This is a genomic window from Streptomyces sp. NPDC100445, from assembly GCF_044759735.1.
Taxonomy (GTDB): Bacteria; Actinomycetota; Actinomycetes; order Streptomycetales; family Streptomycetaceae; genus Streptomyces.
This window is the reverse complement of sequence record NZ_JBIVZV010000001.1, coordinates 160253-181318: the sequence shown is the minus strand read 5'-3', so window position 1 is coordinate 181318 and position 21066 is coordinate 160253. Positions and strand designations below refer to the sequence as shown.

General features: G+C 70.9%; 17 protein-coding genes and 7 pseudogenes. 17 read left to right on the top strand and 7 right to left on the bottom strand.

The window, feature by feature from the left end:
* Positions 1–1123: 1123 nt before the first annotated feature.
* Together ACIQVT_RS00780 and mscL are read left to right on the top strand one after the other, a co-directional pair.
* Complete coding sequence (locus ACIQVT_RS00780) at positions 1124–1267, top strand: hypothetical protein (protein WP_403745615.1); 144 nt, start codon at positions 1124–1126, stop codon at positions 1265–1267.
* 73 nt (positions 1268–1340) lie between these two features.
* The gene (gene mscL / locus ACIQVT_RS00775) at positions 1341–1784 is read left to right on the top strand and encodes a large conductance mechanosensitive channel protein MscL (RefSeq protein ID WP_403745613.1); all 444 of its coding nucleotides are present in this window, start codon (positions 1341–1343) and stop codon (positions 1782–1784) included.
* A gap of 478 nt (positions 1785–2262) precedes the next feature.
* Here mscL and ACIQVT_RS00770 read toward each other — a convergent pair whose 3' ends face one another.
* Entirely contained in the window at positions 2263–2424 is a 162-nt protein-coding gene (locus ACIQVT_RS00770; RefSeq protein WP_403745611.1) for a hypothetical protein, read from the bottom strand.
* Between the two features lie 976 nt (positions 2425–3400).
* Between ACIQVT_RS00770 and ACIQVT_RS00765 the strand changes: the two genes are divergently transcribed.
* The 7 genes and pseudogenes from ACIQVT_RS00765 (at position 3401) to ACIQVT_RS00735 (ending at position 8716) form a co-directional block, all read left to right on the top strand.
* On the top strand, positions 3401–3643 hold the full coding sequence (locus ACIQVT_RS00765) for an STAS domain-containing protein (RefSeq protein WP_403745610.1): 243 nt from the start codon (positions 3401–3403) through the stop codon (positions 3641–3643).
* Positions 3643–4575 carry an anti-sigma factor RsbA family regulatory protein gene (locus ACIQVT_RS00760; RefSeq protein ID WP_403745608.1) on the top strand — a complete coding sequence of 311 codons (933 nt, stop codon included), beginning with the start codon at positions 3643–3645 and terminating at the stop codon, positions 4573–4575. The genes ACIQVT_RS00765 and ACIQVT_RS00760 overlap by 1 nt, the downstream gene beginning before the upstream one ends.
* A 92-nt stretch (positions 4576–4667) precedes the next feature.
* Positions 4668–5348 (top strand): annotated as a pseudogene (locus ACIQVT_RS00755) (DUF5753 domain-containing protein); the annotation flags it as partial.
* Entirely contained in the window at positions 5345–5692 is a 348-nt protein-coding gene (locus ACIQVT_RS00750) for a hypothetical protein (RefSeq protein ID WP_403745607.1), read from the top strand. The pseudogene ACIQVT_RS00755 and the gene ACIQVT_RS00750, both read left to right, overlap by 4 nt.
* Positions 5693–6014: 322 nt before the next feature.
* Positions 6015–7460 carry a PP2C family protein-serine/threonine phosphatase gene (locus ACIQVT_RS00745; RefSeq protein ID WP_403745605.1) on the top strand — a complete coding sequence of 482 codons (1446 nt, stop codon included), beginning with the start codon at positions 6015–6017 and terminating at the stop codon, positions 7458–7460.
* Positions 7457–7825, top strand: coding sequence for an STAS domain-containing protein (locus tag ACIQVT_RS00740; RefSeq protein ID WP_403745604.1), 369 nt, complete (start codon positions 7457–7459; stop codon positions 7823–7825). The genes ACIQVT_RS00745 and ACIQVT_RS00740 overlap by 4 nt, the downstream gene beginning before the upstream one ends.
* Positions 7826–7976: 151 nt before the next feature.
* Positions 7977–8716 (top strand): annotated as a pseudogene (locus ACIQVT_RS00735) (inositol monophosphatase family protein).
* A 13-nt stretch (positions 8717–8729) separates the two neighbouring features.
* Here the strand turns inward: ACIQVT_RS00735 and ACIQVT_RS00730 are convergent.
* Positions 8730–9047 (bottom strand): annotated as a pseudogene (locus ACIQVT_RS00730) (transposase); the annotation flags it as partial.
* A 173-nt stretch (positions 9048–9220) separates the two neighbouring features.
* On the opposite strand from ACIQVT_RS00730, the gene ACIQVT_RS00725 reads away from it, so the two are divergent.
* Both ACIQVT_RS00725 and ACIQVT_RS00720 read left to right on the top strand, forming a co-directional pair.
* Positions 9221–9559, top strand: coding sequence for a hypothetical protein (locus ACIQVT_RS00725; protein WP_403745603.1), 339 nt, complete (start codon positions 9221–9223; stop codon positions 9557–9559).
* Positions 9556–10019 (top strand): annotated as a pseudogene (locus ACIQVT_RS00720) (MFS transporter); the annotation flags it as partial. The gene ACIQVT_RS00725 and the pseudogene ACIQVT_RS00720, both read left to right, overlap by 4 nt.
* A 77-nt stretch (positions 10020–10096) precedes the next feature.
* Here the strand turns inward: ACIQVT_RS00720 and ACIQVT_RS00715 are convergent.
* The 3 genes and pseudogenes from ACIQVT_RS00715 to ACIQVT_RS00705 all read right to left on the bottom strand — a co-directional run bounded on the left by ACIQVT_RS00715 (position 10097) and on the right by ACIQVT_RS00705 (position 11933).
* Positions 10097–11059: a helix-turn-helix domain-containing protein gene (locus ACIQVT_RS00715; RefSeq protein ID WP_403745602.1), complete on the bottom strand. Its 963-nt coding sequence runs from the start codon at positions 11057–11059 to the stop codon at positions 10097–10099.
* A 414-nt stretch (positions 11060–11473) separates the two neighbouring features.
* Positions 11474–11689, bottom strand: a pseudogene (locus ACIQVT_RS00710) (GTP cyclohydrolase I); the annotation flags it as partial.
* Positions 11685–11933 (bottom strand): hypothetical protein, encoded by a 249-nt coding sequence (locus ACIQVT_RS00705; RefSeq protein ID WP_403745601.1) that lies wholly within the window; start codon positions 11931–11933, stop codon positions 11685–11687. The pseudogene ACIQVT_RS00710 and the gene ACIQVT_RS00705, both read right to left, overlap by 5 nt.
* Before the next feature lie 581 nt (positions 11934–12514).
* On the opposite strand from ACIQVT_RS00705, the gene ACIQVT_RS00700 reads away from it, so the two are divergent.
* Both ACIQVT_RS00700 and ACIQVT_RS00695 read left to right on the top strand, forming a co-directional pair.
* The gene (locus ACIQVT_RS00700) at positions 12515–12835 is read left to right on the top strand and encodes a hypothetical protein (protein ID WP_403745600.1); all 321 of its coding nucleotides are present in this window, start codon (positions 12515–12517) and stop codon (positions 12833–12835) included.
* 312 nt (positions 12836–13147) lie between these two features.
* A complete protein-coding gene (locus tag ACIQVT_RS00695) occupies positions 13148–14827 on the top strand; it encodes a protein kinase (RefSeq protein WP_403745599.1) in 1680 nt (559 codons plus the stop codon).
* A 306-nt stretch (positions 14828–15133) separates the two neighbouring features.
* Here the strand turns inward: ACIQVT_RS00695 and ACIQVT_RS00690 are convergent, their stop codons facing one another.
* Both ACIQVT_RS00690 and ACIQVT_RS00685 read right to left on the bottom strand, forming a co-directional pair.
* The gene (locus tag ACIQVT_RS00690) at positions 15134–15352 is read right to left on the bottom strand and encodes a hypothetical protein (RefSeq protein ID WP_403745598.1); all 219 of its coding nucleotides are present in this window, start codon (positions 15350–15352) and stop codon (positions 15134–15136) included.
* 840 nt (positions 15353–16192) lie between these two features.
* Complete coding sequence (locus ACIQVT_RS00685; RefSeq protein WP_403745597.1) at positions 16193–16984, bottom strand: TetR/AcrR family transcriptional regulator; 792 nt, start codon at positions 16982–16984, stop codon at positions 16193–16195.
* Positions 16985–17234: 250 nt separating this feature from the next.
* Between ACIQVT_RS00685 and ACIQVT_RS00680 the strand changes: the two genes are divergently transcribed.
* From ACIQVT_RS00680 to ACIQVT_RS00665, 4 genes and pseudogenes are all read left to right on the top strand, one after another.
* A complete protein-coding gene (locus tag ACIQVT_RS00680; protein WP_403745595.1) occupies positions 17235–18947 on the top strand; it encodes an MFS transporter in 1713 nt (570 codons plus the stop codon).
* A gap of 673 nt (positions 18948–19620) precedes the next feature.
* A pseudogene (locus ACIQVT_RS00675) lies at positions 19621–19743 on the top strand (IS481 family transposase); the annotation flags it as partial.
* A 32-nt stretch (positions 19744–19775) separates the two neighbouring features.
* Positions 19776–20516, top strand: a complete 741-nt coding sequence (locus ACIQVT_RS00670; protein WP_403745594.1) for an aldo/keto reductase — start codon at positions 19776–19778, stop codon at positions 20514–20516.
* Positions 20517–20919: 403 nt separating this feature from the next.
* Positions 20920–21054: pseudogene (locus ACIQVT_RS00665) on the top strand (IS630 family transposase); the annotation flags it as partial.
* Positions 21055–21066 lie beyond the last annotated feature (12 nt).

Sequence of the window (21066 nt, the reverse complement as noted above, 5' to 3'; positions counted from 1 at the left end):
CTCCGATCAGCGCATTCATGAGCCTTCTTCTTGAAGTGACGCAACATCAGATATGTCTGGGTTAAAGGTGATTGACATATAATTAGGCCTTCTGAGTGATGTTCTGATGCTTACTCACTCCTGTAGTTCGGCGCGTCGGGCGGGCATGCGGAGGTGAGTCGTGTTAGGAGGCGGTTGGCCGCGCCAGAGTCCACTGGCTGCTCACACGCCCGAAGGAAGAGATCGCGGAGCACCTGCTAGTACCGGGCCGGGGGTGCTTCTTCAGTGGCGGCTCCCTTTGCCACGACCGACGGTGTGGGGCGTACGGCCGCTGGCGTCGTCGTCGGCATGGTCGTCTGAGGCAGGCTGGGCGCACTCCGATGGGACCGCGCGCCGACCACCGGCTCGAGGCGGCGGGCCCGGTCAGACGCTTCCTCCTGGAAGGCCCCGCCGTACGAACAGGCCCGCTTTGGCGCCCCGTTGCTGACGGCGCGGTGGTGAGCCGAGCGTGGACGTCGGCCGGCGATGCTTACACCGCGGCGACGGTGGATGCCTGGATGGAGGTGCTCGCCGGGACAACGCGGCACGCAGTGATGGCGGTGACGCGGTTGCGATGACGGGCCGACCCCGACGCCGACAAGGAGCTCGCCGCGTCCATCACAACCGCTACGCCGACGAGGCCGGCGCACTCGTCCTCGCCTGCCTGCTCCACCTCAGCGGCGAAAGCAGTGGTGCCCGCTTCCGGTGGCGCTTCGCCGCCGGCCTCGGCCACCCCGTTCCGCCGGGTCAGGGCGCACCGGCCGAGACTCGACCCCAGGACTGCGCGCTGCCGGTTCCTGTTCTCCTTGACAGGAGCGGTCCGGGGCATCCCATATCTGATGATCAAAGTGGCGGCGAATGAGGTGTCCCCACCGGCGGTGGTGCACCCTGGTGCCGGCCGACTCGATGCCACCCAGCCCGATCTCGGGTGCGCGACGGGCTGGGCCCGAGTAGGTGGCGGGAGGTGACGGCGCATGGCGGACGTGATGACGTCCTCACCCGACGGCCATAGGTGCATCGCCTGGGAAGCACAGCTCACATCGATCACCGACCGGGGCCTGGCCCGCTACCTGCGCCGTCCACGTACTGCGGGGATCCTCCGGGCGTGCCAGCCCTCGGTGTGCTGACCGGCCAGCGGGGACCGTTCAGCCACTGGTCCGAGCTGGGTGAGACGGACGACACCGATGCCGAGGATGGCCTCGGCGAGCCGGCGGCGGCCGTGGTGCCGCCGCCCAGCAGGTATGGGTGAGACGTGGCAGGGCATCCGGGGTGAGGGGTCGGGGTGCCGCCCGTCGATGTCATGGGCCTGAAGGGGTGAAAAGGTGAAGGGCTTCCGCAGCTTCATCCTGCGCGGCAATGTGGTCGACCTGGCGGTCGGCATCGTCATCGGAGCGGCGTTCACCGCAGTCGTCAACGGCTTCGTCAGCGCCTTTCTGACCCCGTTTGTGGGGCTGGCCACCGGCGCCACCGGCGACATGGCCCGCAAGACCTTCACAGTAGGCGCCACCAAGTTCCCCTACGGAGCCTTCATCAACGCGGCGATCAGCTTCCTCCTCATCGCCAGCGCCCTGTACTTCCTCGTCGTACTCCCGATCAACAAGCTGCACGAGCGCCTCGCTCCCCACCATGACGTCCAAGCCCCCAAGCGGGACTGCCCTGAGTGCCTCAGCCCCGTCCCGGCCGAGGCCCGACGCTGCGCCTCCTGCACCGTCCCCCTGCCCGCGGTACCCGCCCAGGCCGGGGAGACAACCCAGCGGGCCGGGTGACCGGCCCCTCCTATCGGTCAGTGGCAGCCGGACAACCTCGACCCGTGCGCCAACTCTGCCGCTTCCCGCAGGCGGGAAGCGGCATCCCACAACCACCGTGCGGCGAGCCACAAGGCCGCGAGCCGGTCGGCAGACACATCACCGCCCGGGTCGCTCTGGCTGACGACCCCGGCGGCGCCCACGGCGGGCGCCGGCCCGTGCAGGGCTCGGTCCTGGCGTCAGCGGCGTGATCCGTGGCACCGGCCTGCGGAAGGGCGATGGCGTGGCAGCCGCGTGGTGCGGCCGGTGTACAGCAGCTGTCGTCGCCGTACCTGCCGAGCAGCAGACTGGTGGGGGCGGCCAGGGGGGCCGATGACCGCGCCGACGATCGCCCCGGCCGTCTCATGGATCTTGCGCTTCCGCCAAGAGCGCGCCGCGGGCCGGTAGGGCTCATCGAGCTACTTGAAGCACGCGCCCTCCAGCGCGGCCGCTGTCCACGTCAGCCACTGTTGCTCCACAGCGGGGCCGCGGTGCTCGACGGGCACAGCGTCAACGGCGCGGCCACCCAGTGGTCCGCGAACAGCGTCTCCGACGCTGCGCGCCGCCGCTCGTCGGGCCGGCCGGTCAGGCCCGCTCCCGCGTGCACCAGGCCGAAGACCACGTAGTGCGCCGATCAACCCTTCACAGGATCAGCCCGTCACCCGACGGACACAGACGGTTCACCGGGCAGGCAGGGGTAGCCCGACAGACGACTGCGACCGGTTGTACACAACCAGCCGGCGGCGGAGCAGGGCCGCCACCCAGGCTGGAGGAACCTCGTGGACGGCGAACCGACCATCCCATCCTGCGAGTCGCGCTTCCCCTCCGCGACGCCGAGCATCGCGGCTGCCCGGCACTGGGTCCGCGACTGTGTGGAAGGTAATTGGCGGCCCATTGCACCAGCAGCGGGCGACGCAGACCGCCGAACTGCTCGTCTCCGAACTGATCACCAACGCCATCCGCCACGGCGCCGGCCCACCGTTGATCCGACTCTCCTGGAACGGCCGGATGCTGCGTATCGCGGTCAGCGATGACAGTGACCGCCGGCCGCGCATGCGTGCCACCAGGAACACGGAGCCCGGCGGGTTCGGCATGCAGCTCCTCGAACGGCTCACGCACCGCTGGGGCGTCGACCGCGCGCCAGCCCGGAAGAACGGCCTGGGCCGAACTCAGCCTCGCTCCCTGAGATCGTCCTCCCTCTGGTGTGGATCGGCATGGTTGCCACTACGGGAGGACGCGACTCGGCATGAGCTGCCACCAGCTCGCCTCATCCGGGCCCCGTGCCGGCTGTGCCGGGCCCTGCGGCCTGTTCACCTTCGACCAGGAGCCCTCAGCGGGGTGAGAGGCTCGGGCCGTCAGACCTGAGAGGACCGCACTGCATCCCTTCGCTTGGCCGGACTGGGCCTGCGCGTGCCCGATCGCGTATCGTGCAAGGTGATCGATGTGGGCCGCCGTGCGGCCGGGCCCAGGGAACTGAGGGCAAGAGCGTGGATGTCGCACCTGGTGTGGGCGGGTCCCCCGTCGTGCCGCGTGGCGCAGTACTGCAGATCAATCCGTTGCCTGACAGTTCGGGGCTGGGGGCGATCGGGGAGATCAGCATGAACACACGGTCCGTCTGGCAGCAGGCGCTGAAGCAGCTGGTCGAGCGTCGCACGGATGTGCTGCATATGGATCTGTCCCGGGTGAGGTTCGTGGATGTGGCCGGCGTGACGGACCTGGCGGTCACCGCCCAGTGTCTTCCCGAGGGGCAGCGGATCGTGCTTCACCGCCCACCGCCGCAGCTACCCCACATCCTCGAGCTTTTCTGGCCCGGGATCGCCGCGATCGAGGTGGCTGCGTGATGAGCACAGCCACCTCGTACGAGCCCTTCGTTCACCCGGCGCTCTTCTACCGCAGTACGGACCAGTACATCGCGGGAACGGTCCCTTTCCTGCGGGAAGGGCTGGACGCCTGTGAGCCCGCAGCCGTCGCCGCGCCGCCGGACCGCCTGGAGCTGATCCGGGAGGGACTGGGCGAGCGAGCAGCGGAAGTCCGCTTCATCGACATGACGCAGGCAGGCCGTAACCCCGGCCGCATCATCCCCAACGTTCTGCGCAAGTTCGCCGACGCCCAACCCGGCGCCCGCCGGGTCCGCATCATCGGCGAGCCGATCTGGCAGGGCCGTTCCGCCGACGAGTACCCGGCATGCGTCCAGCACGAGGCGCTGATCAACGCCGCGTTCACCGGGCGCCCGGTAACCATCCTGTGTCCCTACGACGCCGGACAACTGAACAAGCAGGCCCTCAGCGATGCCCTGGCGACTCATCCGGTCGTCATCGACGCCGACGGCGAGACGCGATCCAGCGCCTACAGCCCCGAGGAGGCCATCGCCCGCTACAACGAGCGCCTGCTCGCCCCCTTCGAAGCTGCGTCCTGCCCCTTCGCCGCCCAGACACTGCCCGACACCCGCGACTTCGCCGTGTCCCAGGCGCGGTCCCTGGGGGTGTCCGGCATAAGCCTGGGAGACCTGGAACTCGTGGTGGCGGAGCTGACCACCAACAGCGTCGTCCACGGCGCCGGCACGGGGACACTGCGGATCTGGACCGAGAACGACCGGATCGTCTGCGAGGTCCACGACGGCGGACAGCTCACCGACCCCCTGGCCGGCCGCCGCCCGCCGAATCCCACGCAGCCAGGCGGCCGCGGACTCCTCCTCGTCCACCAACTCGCCGACCTCGTCCGTGTCCATACCGGCCCCGACGGCACCACCATCCGCTGCTACCTCCCCAGCTGACCACGACAACGTGGCGGCCCTGCTCAACACAGCACAGTTACAGGTGCGGGAGGACGGGTAGGCGGCGCAACGTCGACCTCTCACGGCTTGCCCGCCTCCGGTGTTCGGCGTGCGGCGCCCACGACCAGACCGAGGACCTGATCGCCGCCGCCCGCGCGGTCGACTCCATGTATCCGCAGTGGCGCCGCCTGCACCGCAACGGGATGCGCACAGTCCAAGAGGGCTGGTACGCCCCGCACGAGCGGATCCGCGTCTGCCAGGTCTACGTCTCCAACGTGCCGCCGGGCTTCTTGCAGACTCCCGGCTTCGCCACCGCCCTCATGGAGCGGATCACCGCCTCCGGGGCACCCCGAACGATGTCGCCGAAGCGGTCGCCGCCCGCGTCGCCCGCTCCCGGTTCCTCTACGAGGGCGGAAACCGCTACGTCGTCCTCATGGAGGAGTCCGTCCTCTCGCTACCGCGCCGCCGGTCCCGACGCGATGCGTGGGCAGCTGCGCCGCCTCCTGGCCGTGATGCCGCTCGCCTCGGTCTCGCTGGGGATCATCCCGTTCACCGCGCAGCGCACCGTGTGGCCGCTGAAGGCGTTCTACCTCCACGACGACGTCCAGATCGTGGTGGAGACGCTGACGGCTGAGATGAAGGTGAAGCGGCCGCGCGAGCTCGTCGACTACGAGAAGGCGTTCACCGGCCTGGCGAAGATGGCCGTGTACGGCGACGCCGCCCGCGCGCTCATCCGGGCCGTGATCGCCAGGACAACGGCGCTGGCGGCATGAGAACCCCGGCGGTGACCGTCCGCCCGCGCGATGACGTCACCGTCTCCGAGCACGAGGACCAGGAGCCGGAGGCCGGACACCGGGAGGCGGTCGACCTGACGGCGCTGCGGGCCTTGAGGGAGTCCCGCACGGACGTGGAAGCCGTCGATCTCATGGCCGAGCGGCTACGCCACCTCGGTGCCGCCTTCACCGCGGCGGCCGACCGAGCCCGCGCCACCATGGACCGCTACCCCGAACAGGACGATGCCGACGCGGCGCATCCGCGTCCGGTGCGTCAGGGCGACCAGCGGGCGCACCGCCCGCAGGAGCCCGGACCGCACCGAGGCCGGGAGGCCGGCCACTGAGCGGATCCGATGCCGCGCACCCGATGCCGTGGTGCGCACCGAGGATGCCCGGCATCCACTCCGCCGAGATGAGTCCACCGGCCGGAAGTGGACGACATCGTGGGGGAGTGCGTGGGCACCTGTCACGTCGGCTGACCGTGAACGCGTACGTCCGTGGGGCACGGGCTTCTTCCGCAAGCTTCTGGGCCGGCCGCTCGGCGGCGCCTCCTGAGCGGTGACGCTGAGGGCGTTCGGTAGGGTTCTGGTGTGCTGGCTGTCTGGTCGGTGCCTTCCTGGGGGGGATGACGAGACGAGGAACATGCCGGAGCAAGCGAGGCCGCCTGTGACAGCACCGAGCGGGCCTGTGGCCGCGCCGGTCGAGGCGGCGCGGATGGCGGCGGTGCGCCGTTACGACATCCTCGACACTCCGCCCGACGGCGCCTACGACAGAGTCGCGGCGCTGGCGGCACGGTTGTTCGAGGTGCCGGTGGCGACGGTGACGATCGTGGACGAGGACCGGATCTGGTTCAAGGCCGCGCACGGCCTGGAAGGCGTCAGCGAGATCGGCCGCGATCCGGGCCTGTGTGCCTCGGCGGTGCTCACCGATGACGCCACCGTCATCCCCGACACTCTGCTGGACCCGGTCGCCTGCTCCAACCCGCTGGTCGCCGGCCCGATGGGGGTACGGTTCTACGCCGCCGCTCCGATCATCACCGCCGACGGGTACCGGCTGGGCACGGTCAACATCCTCGACACCCGCCCCCGCGAGATCAGCGAGGCCGACGCCTCCACCCTCGGGGACCTGGCCGCGGTAGTGCGTGACCAGCTTGAGCTGCGGCTGTCGGCGCTGAACGCGGTACGCGCCGAGCAGGAGCGCCGCAAGGTCGAGCAGGAGAAGCGCCAGGCGGAGGAAGAGGCCCGCCAGCGTGCGGAGCGGGACAAGGCGGCCATCGCCGCGTTCGCCTCCACCCTCCAGCGCACCCTGGTGCCCCCGGCACTACCCGCGGTACCGGGTCTGGAGCTGGCCTGCCATTACAAGACCGCCTCCCCGCAGGAAGTGGGCGGTGACTTCTACGACGTCTTCCCCGTGGGCGGGGGCCGGTGGGCGTTCTTCCTGGGCGATGTGTGCGGCAAGGGCGCCGAAGCCGCCTCGATCACGTCCCTGACCCGCTACACGCTGCGGGCCGCAGCTCTCGTCGATGCGGACCCCACGGCTGCGCTCAAGGCCCTGAACACCGCGCTGCTGCTGGACGCGGCGGTCGGTACCCGCTTTTGCACCGCAGTCTTCGGCCTGCTCGATCCGGCCCGGGATGGCGGTTTCACGCTCACGCTGGCCACCGGCGGTCACCCGCCCGCCTACCACCTGAGCCCCGTGGAGGGCGGCGGCGTGCGGGTGGAGGCGGTCCGCGCCAAGGGGGGCATGTTGGTCGGCGCGTTGGCCGAAGCCGTCTTCGCCTCACGCACCCTGCACCTGGCACCCGGCGAGGGACTGCTGCTGTACACCGACGGGCTGACCGAAGCCCGCACCGCCGATGGCCGCATGCTCGCCGACACGGGCCTGACCGACTTCCTGGCCCGGCGCCCGGCGCCGGTCAGTGCCGGCGCCCTGATCGACGACACCGTCGCGCTCCTGGACACCCTCCCCGACACCGAACGCGACGACGTGGCCCTGCTGGCCCTGTCCGTCCCCACCCCCGATGCTGCTCCCGCCGGCATCACCACCACCGCCCACAGCGCCGCCGCCCCAACCGCCGACGTCTCCGTCGGGCAGGAGAACCTACGCCCATGACCGACGCATTCCACATCGACGTCCCGCACACCGACGGTGCCCTGGCCGTGATCGCCCTGTCCGGCGAGTTCGACATCGCCGCCGCACCCGCCGTACGGGCCCGCGCCCTGGAACTCATCGAGAACGGCCACCCAGACCTGGTCGCCGACCTCTCAGGCGTCACCTTCTGCGACTCCTCAGGACTGGGCGCCCTCATCGGTATCTGGCGCTGCGCCAAGGACGCCGACGGCTCCCTGACCCTGGCGGCCATCCCTGACCGGCTGAGCCGCCTGCTCAGCGTCACCGGGATGGACACCTTCCTGCCCGCCTACTCCAGCGCCGACGCCGCGCTCGCCGCACGCCAAGGCAACCGCACCACCGCCTGAAACCCCTCGCTAGTGCTCTGACCGGGTAGGTTCGCCGGGTAGGTAGATTTGCCTCGATAGTCCGGGCAACGTGATCCACTCGTACGTGGGTCCCGCTGATGTCGAGGTGTCCGTAGCCGGCGCACGTGCCGGAGCGGACGTTGTGCGCAGCATGTACGGCCAGAGGCTTGCCCGCACCGACAAGGGGGCGGGGGATTTCGCCACGGCTGCCGACGTGATGGCCGAGCAGAGGATCCTTGACGTCATCCGTGCTGCACGACCCGACGATGCGGTGCTCGGCGAGGAGGGCGGACAGCGGGGAACTGCCGACGCGGAGCGCCAGTGGCTGGTGGACCCCCTGTGCGGCACGTTGAACTACGCCGTCGGAAGCATGCTGGTGGCCGTCAACGTAGCGCTGCGCGCGAAGGGCCGGCAGCGGTGGCTGACCCGTTCGGTGGCGAGATTTTCTTCACGGACGGGGTGGCCGCCTGGGTGCGCCGGGAGGGAGTTGAGGACGCGCGATTGACGCCCACGGCGGCCACCCGGCTGGTGGACGTCAACCTGGATCCACCGTTTCCGAGTGCGCCCGGTTTCCGAGCGGTGGATCTGCTGGCCCATCCTGATTTCGTCCAGCGTTTCCGGCCACGGGTGGTGTCCTCAACCCTGGCGGTGGCCTGGGTCGCTGCCGGCAAGCGTGCCGCGTATGTCACCGATGGTGGAGATCTTTCCGGGAGCGTTCACTTCGCCGCTTGCATCGCCTTGTGCCGTGCTGCCGGCTGTGTTGTCACAGGCATCGACGGCGGCCCGATAGGTGAAGCAGGCCGCGGGCTTGTGGCCGCCGCCGACGAGGAGACTCACGGGATGCTGATGTCGGTGATCCGCGGCCGAGGCTGGGCCCGCAATGAACTGTGACGGGCTGCCAGGCAAGTGGGCGTCCGCCGCAGCGGATGCCTTCCCCGCTGCGGATACGGGCACGCTCCTTCCGCTGGGCGGCGAGGACGTCGGGGTGGCGGGCGTTGGTGCTGCGCCAGCGGAGGTGGGCGTGCAGGGCCCGGGTCCGGACCGTGTGGTTGCGTTGGTGGGAGTTGGCGATGGTGAACTGCCGCAAGGGTCCGAAGTGGGCCTCGATCGGGTTGGCCCAGGACGCGTAGGTCGGGGTGAAGCACAGCTCGACGCGGCTTTTCTTCCCCCAGCGGCGGATCTGCTCGCCCTTGTGGGCGGAGAAATTGTCGAGGATGACGTAGCGATCCCCGCGGCAGTCGCACCGCACGAGCCCCGGGCCTGCAACACCGGCGGGGCCGCCGAAACAGCTGCACACCACCGCTGTCGTACGCGTGCGTGCGGCCGACCTGCTGAGGAGAATGATCACTTACCCAAGCGAGTAGACACTGTCTACGTTTCCCGCTGTTCGAACTCATGTGGCGGCACGACCTGCTCGACAGCGCGGCGCAGGCATCGGACCAACCGAGGCTGCGCGAGTCGACCCTCCCGCTGTTCCGGCACTTCACCGGACTCGTCGCCCGATGCCGATCGGAGCGGGACGCCACGCGAAACGCCGACGGGCCGAACGAGGCCGTACCACCGCCTGCGGTGACTGCCGCCGCCCTGTGGTCGAACCTGCACGGCATGGCCCAACTGTGGGCCTGGAGCAGTCTGCAACTCGCCCTCGGCGCCCCACCGCTGGACGGCGACAATCAACGCGACCGGCTCATCACGGCAGTTCTGGACGCCCATCTCGGCCCGGCGACCTCATGACCGCACCCGCACAGCGGCAGATTGCACTTCTGGTCAGCGTGGTCGGCGCGATGATCGTCGCACTGGACGGCACCATCCTGCTCATGGCGCAGCCCGGCATACAGCGTGGTCTCGGCGCGAGCGTGGCGCAGATCCAATGGACGAGCACCGGCTATCTGGTCGCCGTGGCCGCGTTACTCGTGATCGCCGGGCGCCTCGGGGATCGCCGCCTGCTGTTCGTCGGCGTCCTCGGTTTCGGGGCTGCCTCGGCGGGGATCGCGCTCGCGTCGGCCGTCGGCTGGGTGATCGTCCTGCGCGCGGTGCAGGGCGGGTTCGCCGCATTCCTGCACCTGGGACGCTCGCGCTGCTACGGCTGGTGTATCCCGCGGACCGGCTCGGCACGCCGATCGCCATCCGCACCAGTGCGATCGCGGTGACGGCAGGGTCCGGTCCGCTGCTGGGCGGTGTTCTCGTGGCGCACGTCCGCAGGACATGATCGACGTCAGGGCTCGGGGCGGGTGGCAGTACCTGGCGGTGCGGACCTGAGAGGGGGCGGCGCTACTTCACCGCTCCGGTGCGGAACGGGTGACCGCCGTCGTCGATTCGTAGCGTGCCCGAACGGGGGCCCTGGGCCCATCTCAGTTCGAGGTACCAGCGCACCTCGGTCTTCGACGTGTGCGCGGTGACGTCCAGGACCAGGGGGGTCCCGACGGACGCCTCGTAGGGGAAGCCGCGCCTCGGGCTCACGGCCCGGGGCGCGGGGGCGTCCAGGTCCACGGCGAACGGGTGCTGTACGCCTGTGCCTTGGCAGTCCGCATAGGTGACTTCGGCGGGCGGGGCTTCGGCGGACAGTGCCCGGACGTCCATAGCGGTCACGGTCACGGGGCCCTCTGCCGTGCTTCGCACCTTCAGACGGAACGTCGTGGGACGGGTCCGAGTGCCATCCGTCCGGGGGCAGTCGTCGTCGGACGGGACGACGGCCGCCGAAAGAGGGACTTTCCCTCCGGCCGCCCCTACCTCCTCGGTCGACGGGCCTGGCACCGTGACGGCCGGGACCGTCAGGTCCGGTACCGACTCGGCACGGAACCGGTCGATGGCCAGCGCTCCGGAGGTGCTGAGGGCGACCACGGCGGCCCCCAGCAGGACGTATCGCGGCACGAGTCGGCGGGCTCGCGGCGTCGGCTCCGCGACAGTCGGCGGACTCTGGACGACCGGTACCGGCGCGGGCACCGGCACCTCCGCACCTTCCGACGGGCTCGCCCCCCTCCCGCGCCGCGCCTCGTCCGCCACCGCCCATCGCCGGTGCAGCTCCAGCAACTCCTCGGGGTCCGCCCGGCAGATCCGGCCGAAGCGTTCGACCGGGGCGAACTCGGCCGGCACCGAGTCACCGGTGCAATAGCGGTGCAACGTCGAGGTACTCAGGTGCAGCCGGCCCGCGAGAGCGCCGTAGCTGAGGCCCGCGCGCTCCTTCAGCGAGCGCAGCATCTCGCCCAGCCCGGCCGCCGTATCGGCGTCCCTCACCGTTCCCACCCCACCCACACGTCCCACCCCGTGTCCCATGCGGCCGCATACCGCCTGGTCAGGGGATGCGGAACGTCCCAGCGTCCCGGAACGGCCGTCCGGGCTGGTCCGGGACGGACGTCCCGGGCAGGCTGCGATCACCAATCGGCGAGCCCGACAAGGGGATCATCACACATCTCGCCGGACGACTCGCGCGCGCACGCGCGGCCCTCCAGTCGACCGAGCGATCCCCCCAGGATGGAAATGATCACGTCATACGTCAGACCCGCTCGTCCCGAAGATCCCTGATGCGCCGGCCGGCGATACGAGCTCGGTGTGCTCCTCACCCTGCTGCTGTCCGTCTCCGGCGTCTTCCTCTCCGCCACCCCTGCCCGGGCGAACGACTACGAGTCGGCTGCATGCGGCGCGGTGGGATCAGGAGGTGGCGCCGGTCAGGGCGAGGAATTCGCTGCGGGAGCGTGCGTCGGAGCGCAGCAGGCCGAGGAAGGTGGAGGTCAGGGTGCTGGAGCCGGTGGCCTGGACGCCGCGCAGGGTCATGCAGGAGTGCTCGGCTTCGATCACGACGCCGACGCCTTTCGGTTCCAGGTGGGTCTGCAGCCAGCCGGCGACCTGTTTGGTGAGGCGTTCAAGACGCGCCCGAGGGACTCCATGGCGAAGGTGTCGGCGCACGGCTCGGCGACCTCCGGGCCGGGCAACGCTTGACCGGGACGACGATGCGCTCGGCGACGCCGACGAGCAGCTCGGGCATCCGCGGTTCGGCGCCGGCGAACTCGCGGGCGGCACCGGTGTCGTCGACCTGGACGGCCCGGAGGTAGCTGAAGGCGCTGACGGCCTGGTGCGGGGTCATTGGGGCGAGCGGCGTGGTGTCGGGCATGTCGGCTCGGTGAACGTACGGGCCGCCCCGCTGATCGCGGTGGCCTCGACGACCGATGCTCGGATCGCGGCCCTGTGGACAGAGTCCGGCGCCGATGAGGGAGAACCCCCCTCAGTTTGATTGTCCGGTGACACCGAACCCGGACCATCTGCCATCGAAGTTGGATCGCGGCGACCTGTCTCTCCGCTGGCGCGGAGCCAAGGGCCGACAGGCACGGCGCGAGGACGGCGATCGGTCGGCTGCGGAAGATGGACGTCCTTCCGCAGAAACCCAACAGCGAAGGCTGCTGAGCTGGACGGCCCGACCGCTCGCTGACGGCCCGGGCCGACCATGGCTGCGCGCGGAAAGCCAGGCGATCCTCCCCGGCGTGAGCGGCGCCCTCCACCGCCGGCTCGTCATGGGAACCGGCGCCCATCGGCCCGCGTGCGACGCCTCTTCCCGGTGATCCGTCGCCGATGGGAGCAACAGCCCCCCGGACCCTCGGTCCGGCCGGACACCCTCACCCCGTCGGCCGGTCCCCGCCCCGCTGCCACCGCCCTGCCGCCGCGCCCAAGGGCTCGTGCGGAGGCAGAATGCCTCATATGGCAGGACGCGAGCCGCCCGACAGGACACCCGACGGGCACTACATCGTCGTCGAGGGGCGCAAGTGGCGGGCGACCGATCCGTCCGTTCCCGAGGAGGCCGCCGCCCGCCTGCGGCGTCACCTCATGTCCGCCCGCCGCGCGGTGCGCACAGCGAAGGCGGCGGGTGACGCGCAGGCGGAGGATGCGGCACGCGCACGGGTGCACCGGGCCAAGGTCGCGCTGGGGGAGCGGGGCACCCCGTGGTGGGAACAGACCGAGCGGGAGCGCCGGCACCGCTGGGAGCAGGGACTGGTGAGCCTGGACGTACCGGACGGGTGACCGCCCCTCTTGGCTGTCGCAGTCCCCTTGCGCGGCCTGACCCGGGGCCCTGTCGCACGCCCCCGCACGAGCCTGGTCGGAGCCCGGGGACGGCCTACCGCCAGGAAGCGTGACCGGCCGTAGTCACCTCCGCAATCGGCCTCCCCGCCGCCGGACTGGTTCGGGCGTCGGCCCCGTGTTTGTCCGGCGTGCGTCCATCGTGCCCACGCGGCCTGCCGGCGCGCCAGCGTCGACGTCCTGACGCGCCCCCGTCCCGGCAACCGGAGCGGGGTGGCGTCCCGGCACCGGGAGGCGCCAACTAGGCTCCGTCGCATGAGTGGAGAGGGCAGCGGCAAGAGCGGCAGACGCGTTGTCGACGGGCGTTTCGAGCTGGAAGCACGGCTCGGTGGTGGCGGTATGGGTGTGGTCTGGCGTGCGACGGACCTGGTGCTGCGACGGAACGTGGCCGTGAAGGAGGTCCGTCCACCCGATCCGGACCTCGCCGAGTACGACCCGGAGGGCGCCCGGCTGCTCCGGGAGCGCGTTCTGCGCGAAGCGCGCGCCCTGGCCCGGGTCGACCACCCCAACGTCGTGACCATCCACCACATCGTCGACGGCGGCCCGGGGACCTACCCCTGGATCGTCATGGAACTGGTCACCGGTGGCTCCCTCGCCGACCGCTTGGACCGCGGACCCATGAGCCCCCAGGAGGCGGCCCGGATGGGGCGCGAGGTACTGGCCGCCCTGCGTGCCGCCCACGAGGCCGGGATCCAGCACCGCGACGTGAAGCCGGCCAACGTGTTGCTGAGGCCCGACGGCCGACCGGTGCTGACGGATTTCGGCATCGCCGCCGTCTGGGAGGCGACCAACATTACGGCCACCGGGTCGCTCATCGGCACGCCCGACTTCATGGCCCCCGAACGCGTCTCCGGTCAGGACGGCGGACCCGCCTCGGATCTGTGGTCGCTGGCGATGATGCTGTACGCGGCTGTGGAGGGTCACCACCCGCTGCGCCGGGGCACGACCCTGGCGACGCTGGCAGCCGTCCTCACCGACGAGATCCCGCCGCCGGTCAAGGCCGGCCCGCTGCGTGACATCCTGACCCGCGTCCTCGTCCGGAACCCCGCGGCCCGGCCCGGCGCCGACGAACTGGAGCGCATGCTGGACGGCGTCCTCCACGAGGCCGCCGAGCCCCCCGCGGCCCATCCCCCGCACGACCCGGGTACGCCGCCGGTCCCCGGCCAGGCGGACGCGGTGCCCCACGGCTTCGGCCCCGCGCCCGGCATGGCCTCCGGACCGTATGTCGAACCCGGCGCCCCGACGCCGTACCCGAGCCCGCAGGACGCGCGCCCCGGCTCCCGCACCCTGGCCGTACCCCCGCGGCGTTGGGCGCTGGTCGCCGGTGTGGCGCTCGCCGGGGCGCTGGTCTGGACGCAGCTCCCGGACAGCGGCACCTACGGGTCCGGGTCCCCCGCATCCGGCGGCCCCGCCACCACCCAGCCGCTGGGCAGCGGCTCGACCGGCCCGACCGGCCCGGACGCCACGCCCGGCGGCACGACCGATCTGCTGACGCCGGACGGTATCCGCGGCGCGATCCACGCATTCAAGAAGGAGACCGGCCGCGAAAGGTACGGCTCCTTCACGGTGTACTCGGGGTACGCGTCCGCCGACCTGATGGTCAAGGGCAGCGACACCGCGTACGACTCGTACACCTACTACGTGGGCCGGGGGGTCCAGAAGGGCATCCTCGGCGGCTCGCTGACGAGCGGGAGGAAGCCCGTCACGCTCGGCGGATTCGACTGGGACAAGGTACCGGGCCTGCTGGCCGAGGCGAAGCGGAAGCTCAAGGTCAAGAATCCCAACAGCCGCTACCTGGTGGTCAACGTGCCGGACGACACGTTCGGTGACCCCGCCGGCATGTCCGTCTACCTCAGCAACACCTACAGGCAGAGCGGGTACGTTTCGGCCACCCCGAAGGGCAGGATCCTCAGCGTCATGCCCTACGACGGCTGATCCGCGCGTCCCGTCCGGTACGCCCACCCGGAGCCCTGGGGCGATCAGTCGAGCAGCGGGGGACCGGGCCGGGAAGCGAAGTCGTCACCGGCCGCGGGGTGACGCCCACCCTCCAGTACGTCGAACGCGCGCGAACTCCTCGTCGCGCCGACCCCTCGGGAGCGGGGAACCAGTTGGCGAGAACCGCCCCGAACGATCCGCGCCGGCCCGAGAGGCAGCCCCGCGCGGACAGCGTCGGCAGCGTCGCGGCACGCGGCGGTCTCCGCGCCGGCCCCGTCCCCGCGCCCGGCGCTGCGACGGACCGGATCAGAACAGGGTGTCGGTGGTCACCGGGGGTGATGTGCGGGCGCGGCACGGGCGCGCGGGCTGCGGGTCCCGCCCGAACAGTGCCTCCACCCCGTACTCGTCGGGCGCGGCGGGCACCGGTCGGCACACGCCCTCGTCGATCAGGTCGAGCGGAGCGGAAGCGTCGAAGTCGGCGCGCCTCATCCGGGTCCAGTCGCGGCCTTGGGGGATGGCGGTCACTGGCGGTCTCATGTCTGCGCTCGGGGCCGGGGCGCGGGTGGTGCGCCCCGGCGGCGTGTCGGCGGCTCGTGGGGCGGGGGTTCGCCGCTGGCGTTCCTGTCGTCCTCCGATCCGTCCGTCACGGTTGCCGTCGTCCGGTGCGTTGGCCTGGCCGTCCCCGGCCTCGTGGAGACGCCTTTCCCGCATCCGCCCGCACCCCACCCGCCGCACCCCCACCCGCTGCCCAGCGGCGGTCGACCGATCGGCCGGAGCGGATCGCGGGTACCCCGCAGCCCGCCCCGCCCATTCCCCGTAACTTCCGATGTGACAAGGCCGTTCGGGTGGCAATCGCGGCTTCGCCCACGTACCTCGCGCGTGCCGGGGCGGCAGGCGGTGACCGGGCGTACTCCTCGACGCGGACTGGGGCGCATGGGGGGAGTTCGTGGCAGCGACGTGGTGACGCGGGGGCCGTACGGTGAAGACCACCGGCAACACCTGACCATGATCGAAGGCGGATCCTGTCAGTCGGCCGGAACCACCGGCGCCCGGGCGATCAGGACATCGGCCACGCGGTGCCGGCCGAGGCGCAGTAGAGGCGCTGGCCTTCCTCGCCGGCAACTGCCTGGACGAACGAACTGGACCCGCCGGCCTGCTGCGCCGTTTCCCTGGATCGCACCTGATCGACGGGGTGGTCGGCGCGGGCCTCGCTGTCCGGACCGAGGAGTTCGGTACCGTCCTCACGACGAACAGCGAGCGGGCGCCGTCCACGGCGTGGCGTTCGGCCACGACCGCCGCACCCTGGCCGCGGCCGACACGGACGAGCCGCCTTCCGTTGGCGTCCGGCGGGGGCTGCGGAGACGGTCAGTCCTCCGGGGTCGCGTGGTCCGTCCGGTCCGGCAGGTAGCTCGCCAGGCCGCGCAGGATGATCTGAAGGCCGGTGTCGAACCGCTCGTCGGAGGAGTCCGTCACCATGAGTCCGGACAGCGCGCGCAGGTGCGGGAAGTCGGCCTCGGGCAGGGCCGCGAAGTAGTTCTGCATGTCACCGGCCATCTCGCGCCAGTCAGGGCGGGCCGGGGAGGAGGCGTCGCCGCCCTGCTGGGCGGCGCGGTCCCGCCACATGCCCTCCTCCAGGACGAACCCGTCGATGTAGGTGGAGATGAGGTCGCCCGCCTCCGCCGCGATGCGGTCGGGCAGGCCCGCCGTACGGAATATGGCGAGCAACCCCTCGACGTGCGGGAGCAGTTCGGCCGTGAAGGGGACGTGCGCCATGGAGATCCGGGCCATGTCGCGATGGGACAGCAGGCGCTGTCTGCCGGCCCGCGCGTAGTCCAGCAACTGCTCCTGCCATCGGTCCGGATCTGCTGCGGGCATCTCGAAGCCGTCGAAGAGACGTGCGTACATCAGCTCCAGGAGATCGTCCTTGGAGTTGACGTGAGCGTAGAGCGCGGAGACGGTCACGCCCAGCTCGGCGGCCACCTGACGCATCGACAGTCCGTCGAGTCCCTGCCGGTCCAACACGGTGAAGGCCGCCTCGACGACGCGGTCGCGGGACAGCGGTGTGCGGGCGGGAGCGGCGTGGGCGCGGGCGGGGCGCTCCCGGTCCCACGGGGAGGGCGGTGGGGTTGCTGGGCTGGCGGCTGCCGCGTCTGTCATGTGACCAGTCTAAGCACGCGGGAGAACAGTGTTCTCCGGCGGTGCGGGCGACGCTCCTCAGATACCCGTCCACCAACAAGACGCGATATATCTTGCACCGAGACCAGATCGCGCTATATCTTGATGAACAGCGTTCTTTGTCTGAGCACTGTTCTGCTATGGTGAACATCGTTCACTACTTTCGTCCACCTATTTTCTGCGCGCCTCGCGGACCGTCTCCGCGGTGCGCGCCCCGCTGCGAGGAGTTCCGATGACCACCACCGGTGTCGCGTCCGCGGAGACGCCCACCGACTCGCCCGCGCCCTACAGGTGGCGCTGGGCTGCGCTCTTCGTGATCCTCGCGGCGGAGGTGATGGATCTCCTCGACGCCGTCGTCACGAACATCGCCGGTCCCTCCATGCGTGCCGACCTCGGCGGCGGGGCCTCGACCCTCCAGTGGCTCGCCGCCGCGTACACGCTGTCGATGGCCGTCGGGCTCGTCACCGGAGGCCGGCTCGGGGACATCCACGGACGCCGCACGATGTTCCTGGTGGGCGCCGCCGGCTTCACCGTGGGCTCGCTGCTGTGCGCGGTGTCCGTGTCGCCCGAGATGTTGATAGGCGCCCGCGTCGTGCAGGGCCTGTTCGGCGCGGTGATGCTGCCCCAGGGCCTCGGCATGATCAAGGAGATGTTCCCGCCCAAGGAGTCACAGAAGGCCTTCGGCATGTTCGGTCCGGTCATGGGACTCTCCGCAGTGTGCGGGCCGATCCTGGCCGGGTGGCTCGTGGACGCCGACTACTTCGGCACCGGCTGGCGGATGATCTTCCTGATCAACCTGCCGCTGGGCGCCGCGGCCTTCCTCGGCGCGGTGCGCTACCTGCCCCGGGGCCGTTCCGAGAGCAAGCCCCGCCTGGACATTCCCGGCATGCTCCTGGTCTCGCTGGCTGCGTTGCTCATCATCTTCCCGCTGGTCCAGGGCCGCGAGTACGACTGGCCCGTGTGGGCGTTCGCGATGATGGGCGCCTCCGTCGTCGTCTTCGCGGTCTTCGCCAAGTACGAGACGCGCCGCAGCAGCGCCGGTCTTGACCCGCTGGTCGTCCCGAGCCTCTTCCGCAAGCGCGGGTTCAGCGGCGGCATGGTCCTCGGGCTGGTCTTCTTCTCGACCATGCAGGGCTTCATGCTGGTCTTCAACCTCTACACCCAGATAGGTCTCGGCTATTCGCCGCTCAAGGCGGGTCTGGTCATGGTGCCCTGGTCCGGCGGCATGATCGTCGGGTTCGGGATCGCGCAGGGTGTCGCACGGTTCGGACGTGCCGTCCTTCAGGCGGGCACCGCCGTCATGGCGGCCGGTGTGTTCGGTGTGTGGTTGACCCTCGACATGGTGGGCAGTGGCGTCGGACCCTGGCAGTTGCTGCCGTCCCTGCTCGTCACCGGCATCGGCATGGGCCTGCTCATGGCTCCGTTCTTCGACATCGTGCTGGCCAGTGTCGAGCAGCACGAGACGGGTTCGGCGTCCGGCACCATGACCGCGATGCAGCAGCTCGGAGGCGCCTTCGGGGTGGCCATCCTCGGTACCGTGTTCTTCGGCCTGCTGGGCGGTGGGATCGCCTCGGCCGTCGACCACCGCTCGGACGGTCTGCGCGAGCAGCTGGCCGCCGCCCACGTCCAGCCCGCCGCACAGGATCGCGTCGTGGCGGACCTGCGCGAGTGCGCCTCGGACCGAGCCGTGGCCAAGGACCCCGCCGCCACCCCGGCGTCCTGCGCGCGGCTGGAGAAGGACACGCGGTCTGCGGTGACCTCCACCGAGGCCGGTGCGCGGATACCCGCAGCCCTACAGGCCACCGCCACCTCGGCCTTCAAGGGCGGCTTCGGATCGGTCATGAAGACGGTGCTGTGGATCGTCGACGGCATGCTCGCGCTGACCTTCCTCCTCTCCTTCCTCCTCCCGCGCCAGGCACGCCCCGAGGAGTCCGGCGGACACTGACACCGGCGCCGGCCGCACCGGCGAACGGGACGGCCGGGCCTCCTCCTCGGGGGTGCCTGGTCGTCCCTGTCATGTGGGCGTCGGAGTGGCAGCGATGGGTGCCAGCGGGATCGTGGTGTGTATGCCCTGGTAGTGGCGTGACGGTCCGGGCTGTTCTGAGGGCGCTGTCAACGTTCCTGAACGCGCCCGGCCTCGACCGGTTCGGGATGGGCGGCGAGCCACTGCTGCGTCCGGCCGTCGGTCCTCCGGTGCGCGCCGTAATGACTATGGCGTGTTCGTGGGCACCACCTGACCGATTTTGACGTGTACAGGAGAATCTCGGGTGCGGTGTTCAACGTGAGAGCGACCTGTGGCACCATCAGCGAAGACAGCGCAGGCGAGTTGACCATGGGCTCCTGCACCTACAGCACTTTCTGACGGTGATGGCCCTGTGCCCTCGGGGAGGGCATTCTGCTCGGTCTCGGGCAGTTGCCCGGGCAGACGGCAGCGCCCGCAAGCCGTGCTGAGGACCAACAGCGGGTCCGCATCCTTCCCCGGACCGGCCTCTCCGCCCACGATCCGTGCGCACACCCGCGGCGGTCCTGGTCTCATACCGGTCGCGGTGACCCGCGGTCGACCACGTCCAGCAGCACTCCGACGCCGTGGGAGCCGTCGACTGGTCGGTCGTATGCGCACCGAACGCCAAGCTGCGTTTCCCGACTGGCTGGACTGGTACAACTACCACCGACCCCACACCGGCATCAGCAGCCAACCACCAGCCAGCCGCGTCACCAACCTGTCCGGACAACACACCTAGGCGGCCGTCCGTGCGGCCGCCTCCGGAGTGCGGTGGATCGACACCGCCCCCAACTACGCCACCGGCCAGCCGCAGACCCTGCTGGTCCCGGTCCTGGCCGCCCACCCGACCGTGCGGCTATCCACAAAGGCCGGCTGCTTCACCGCGGCGGCCGGCACCGATGCGGTGAACGTCGGTTTTCTCACCGAGGGCCAGGCGGTGGCCGAACACAGCCTCGCCCTGCACTACGTGCGCTGGCAGCTGCGCCGCAACCGCGAGCAGCTCGGGCGCGAGCGGCTGGACTGGTCCTGCTGCACAACCCCGAGCGCGCCCACCCCGGCGACCGCCTGGCCCTGCACCGCGCGATGCGGGAGGCGTTCCTCGTCCTCGAGGAAGCCATGGCAGCCGGGAACGTGGCTGGGTACGGCATCGCCACGTGGGCGGGCCTGGAGGAGGAAGCGTCCACGGCGGGGAAGCTGCTGGCCCTGGCCGCCGAAGCCGCGGGCGGCCGGCACCACCTGGTCGCGGTCCAGATGCCGCTGAGCCTGGTGACGATGACGCCGATCGCGCAGGCCCTTGACGGCCGGGGCGTGCTCCCGGCCGCCGCCGGCGCGGGGCTGAGGGTGATGGCGTCGGCCCCGCTGCACGGCGGCGAGCTCCCCGGCATGGTCGACCAGGAGCTCGCCGACCTCATCCGTCCGGGCCTGCCCCCCGCACAAGCATGCGTCCTCGCCGTCGCGTCATGCCCAGGAGTGACAAACGTCCTTCTCGCCGCCTCCGGTGCGCCACACTGACGCCGTCGCCCAAACCTACCCGACCGCCGCCAAGTTGCGGGAGATTACCGGTGTACTCGCCGCCCCCTGCCCCGGACACCGAACAGCGCATGCGCGCCCACCACGCGCACATCGCGAAGGCCTTGGACGCCCAGGTCGAGCCGGGCGCGGAGTTCTGGGGTTGGGCCGGGCGCGCCCTGGGTGCCCCGGCCCCCACCGCTACGGGCGTGCCCGCCTGGCTGCGCCCGGTGTCGGCCCCGGAGGACAAGGCGCCGGGGAAGTTGTGGGACGGCGCCCTCGATGCCCAGCACGTCTTCGGCGACCTCGGCGGCCACCGGCCCGCCCTCCTGGGGGTGCACGACACTTTCGACGACGGCATCGCCTACCGGGGGAATCTGTCGGTGCGCGTCGATGACCCGGTCCTGTCCAGACGCGAGCCCTGCGCGCGTACCTGCGCTGGCGCAACGCCAACGCCCGTCAGCCAGACGTCCTCGCAGCTCAATGCCGTGAACGTGCTCGGATCCGCAGCGAGAAGGGCATTTGCTGGGGCGGCAGGCCCTCAAAGCCGCAG

Coding starts and splice junctions, on each gene's coding strand:
- ACIQVT_RS00695 (WP_403745599.1), top strand. CDS start 13,148: ATGAGTGGAGAGGGCAGCGGCAAGAGCGGCAGACGCGTTGTCGACGGG.
- ACIQVT_RS00680 (WP_403745595.1), top strand. CDS start 17,235: ATGACCACCACCGGTGTCGCGTCCGCGGAGACGCCCACCGACTCGCCC.
- ACIQVT_RS00725 (WP_403745603.1), top strand. CDS start 9,221: ATGTGGCGGCACGACCTGCTCGACAGCGCGGCGCAGGCATCGGACCAA.
- ACIQVT_RS00760 (WP_403745608.1), top strand. CDS start 3,643: ATGAGCACAGCCACCTCGTACGAGCCCTTCGTTCACCCGGCGCTCTTC.
- ACIQVT_RS00700 (WP_403745600.1), top strand. CDS start 12,515: ATGGCAGGACGCGAGCCGCCCGACAGGACACCCGACGGGCACTACATC.
- ACIQVT_RS00750 (WP_403745607.1), top strand. CDS start 5,345: ATGAGAACCCCGGCGGTGACCGTCCGCCCGCGCGATGACGTCACCGTC.
- ACIQVT_RS00765 (WP_403745610.1), top strand. CDS start 3,401: ATGAACACACGGTCCGTCTGGCAGCAGGCGCTGAAGCAGCTGGTCGAG.
- ACIQVT_RS00685 (WP_403745597.1), bottom strand. CDS start 16,984: ATGACAGACGCGGCAGCCGCCAGCCCAGCAACCCCACCGCCCTCCCCG.
- ACIQVT_RS00740 (WP_403745604.1), top strand. CDS start 7,457: ATGACCGACGCATTCCACATCGACGTCCCGCACACCGACGGTGCCCTG.
- ACIQVT_RS00705 (WP_403745601.1), bottom strand. CDS start 11,933: ATGCCCGACACCACGCCGCTCGCCCCAATGACCCCGCACCAGGCCGTC.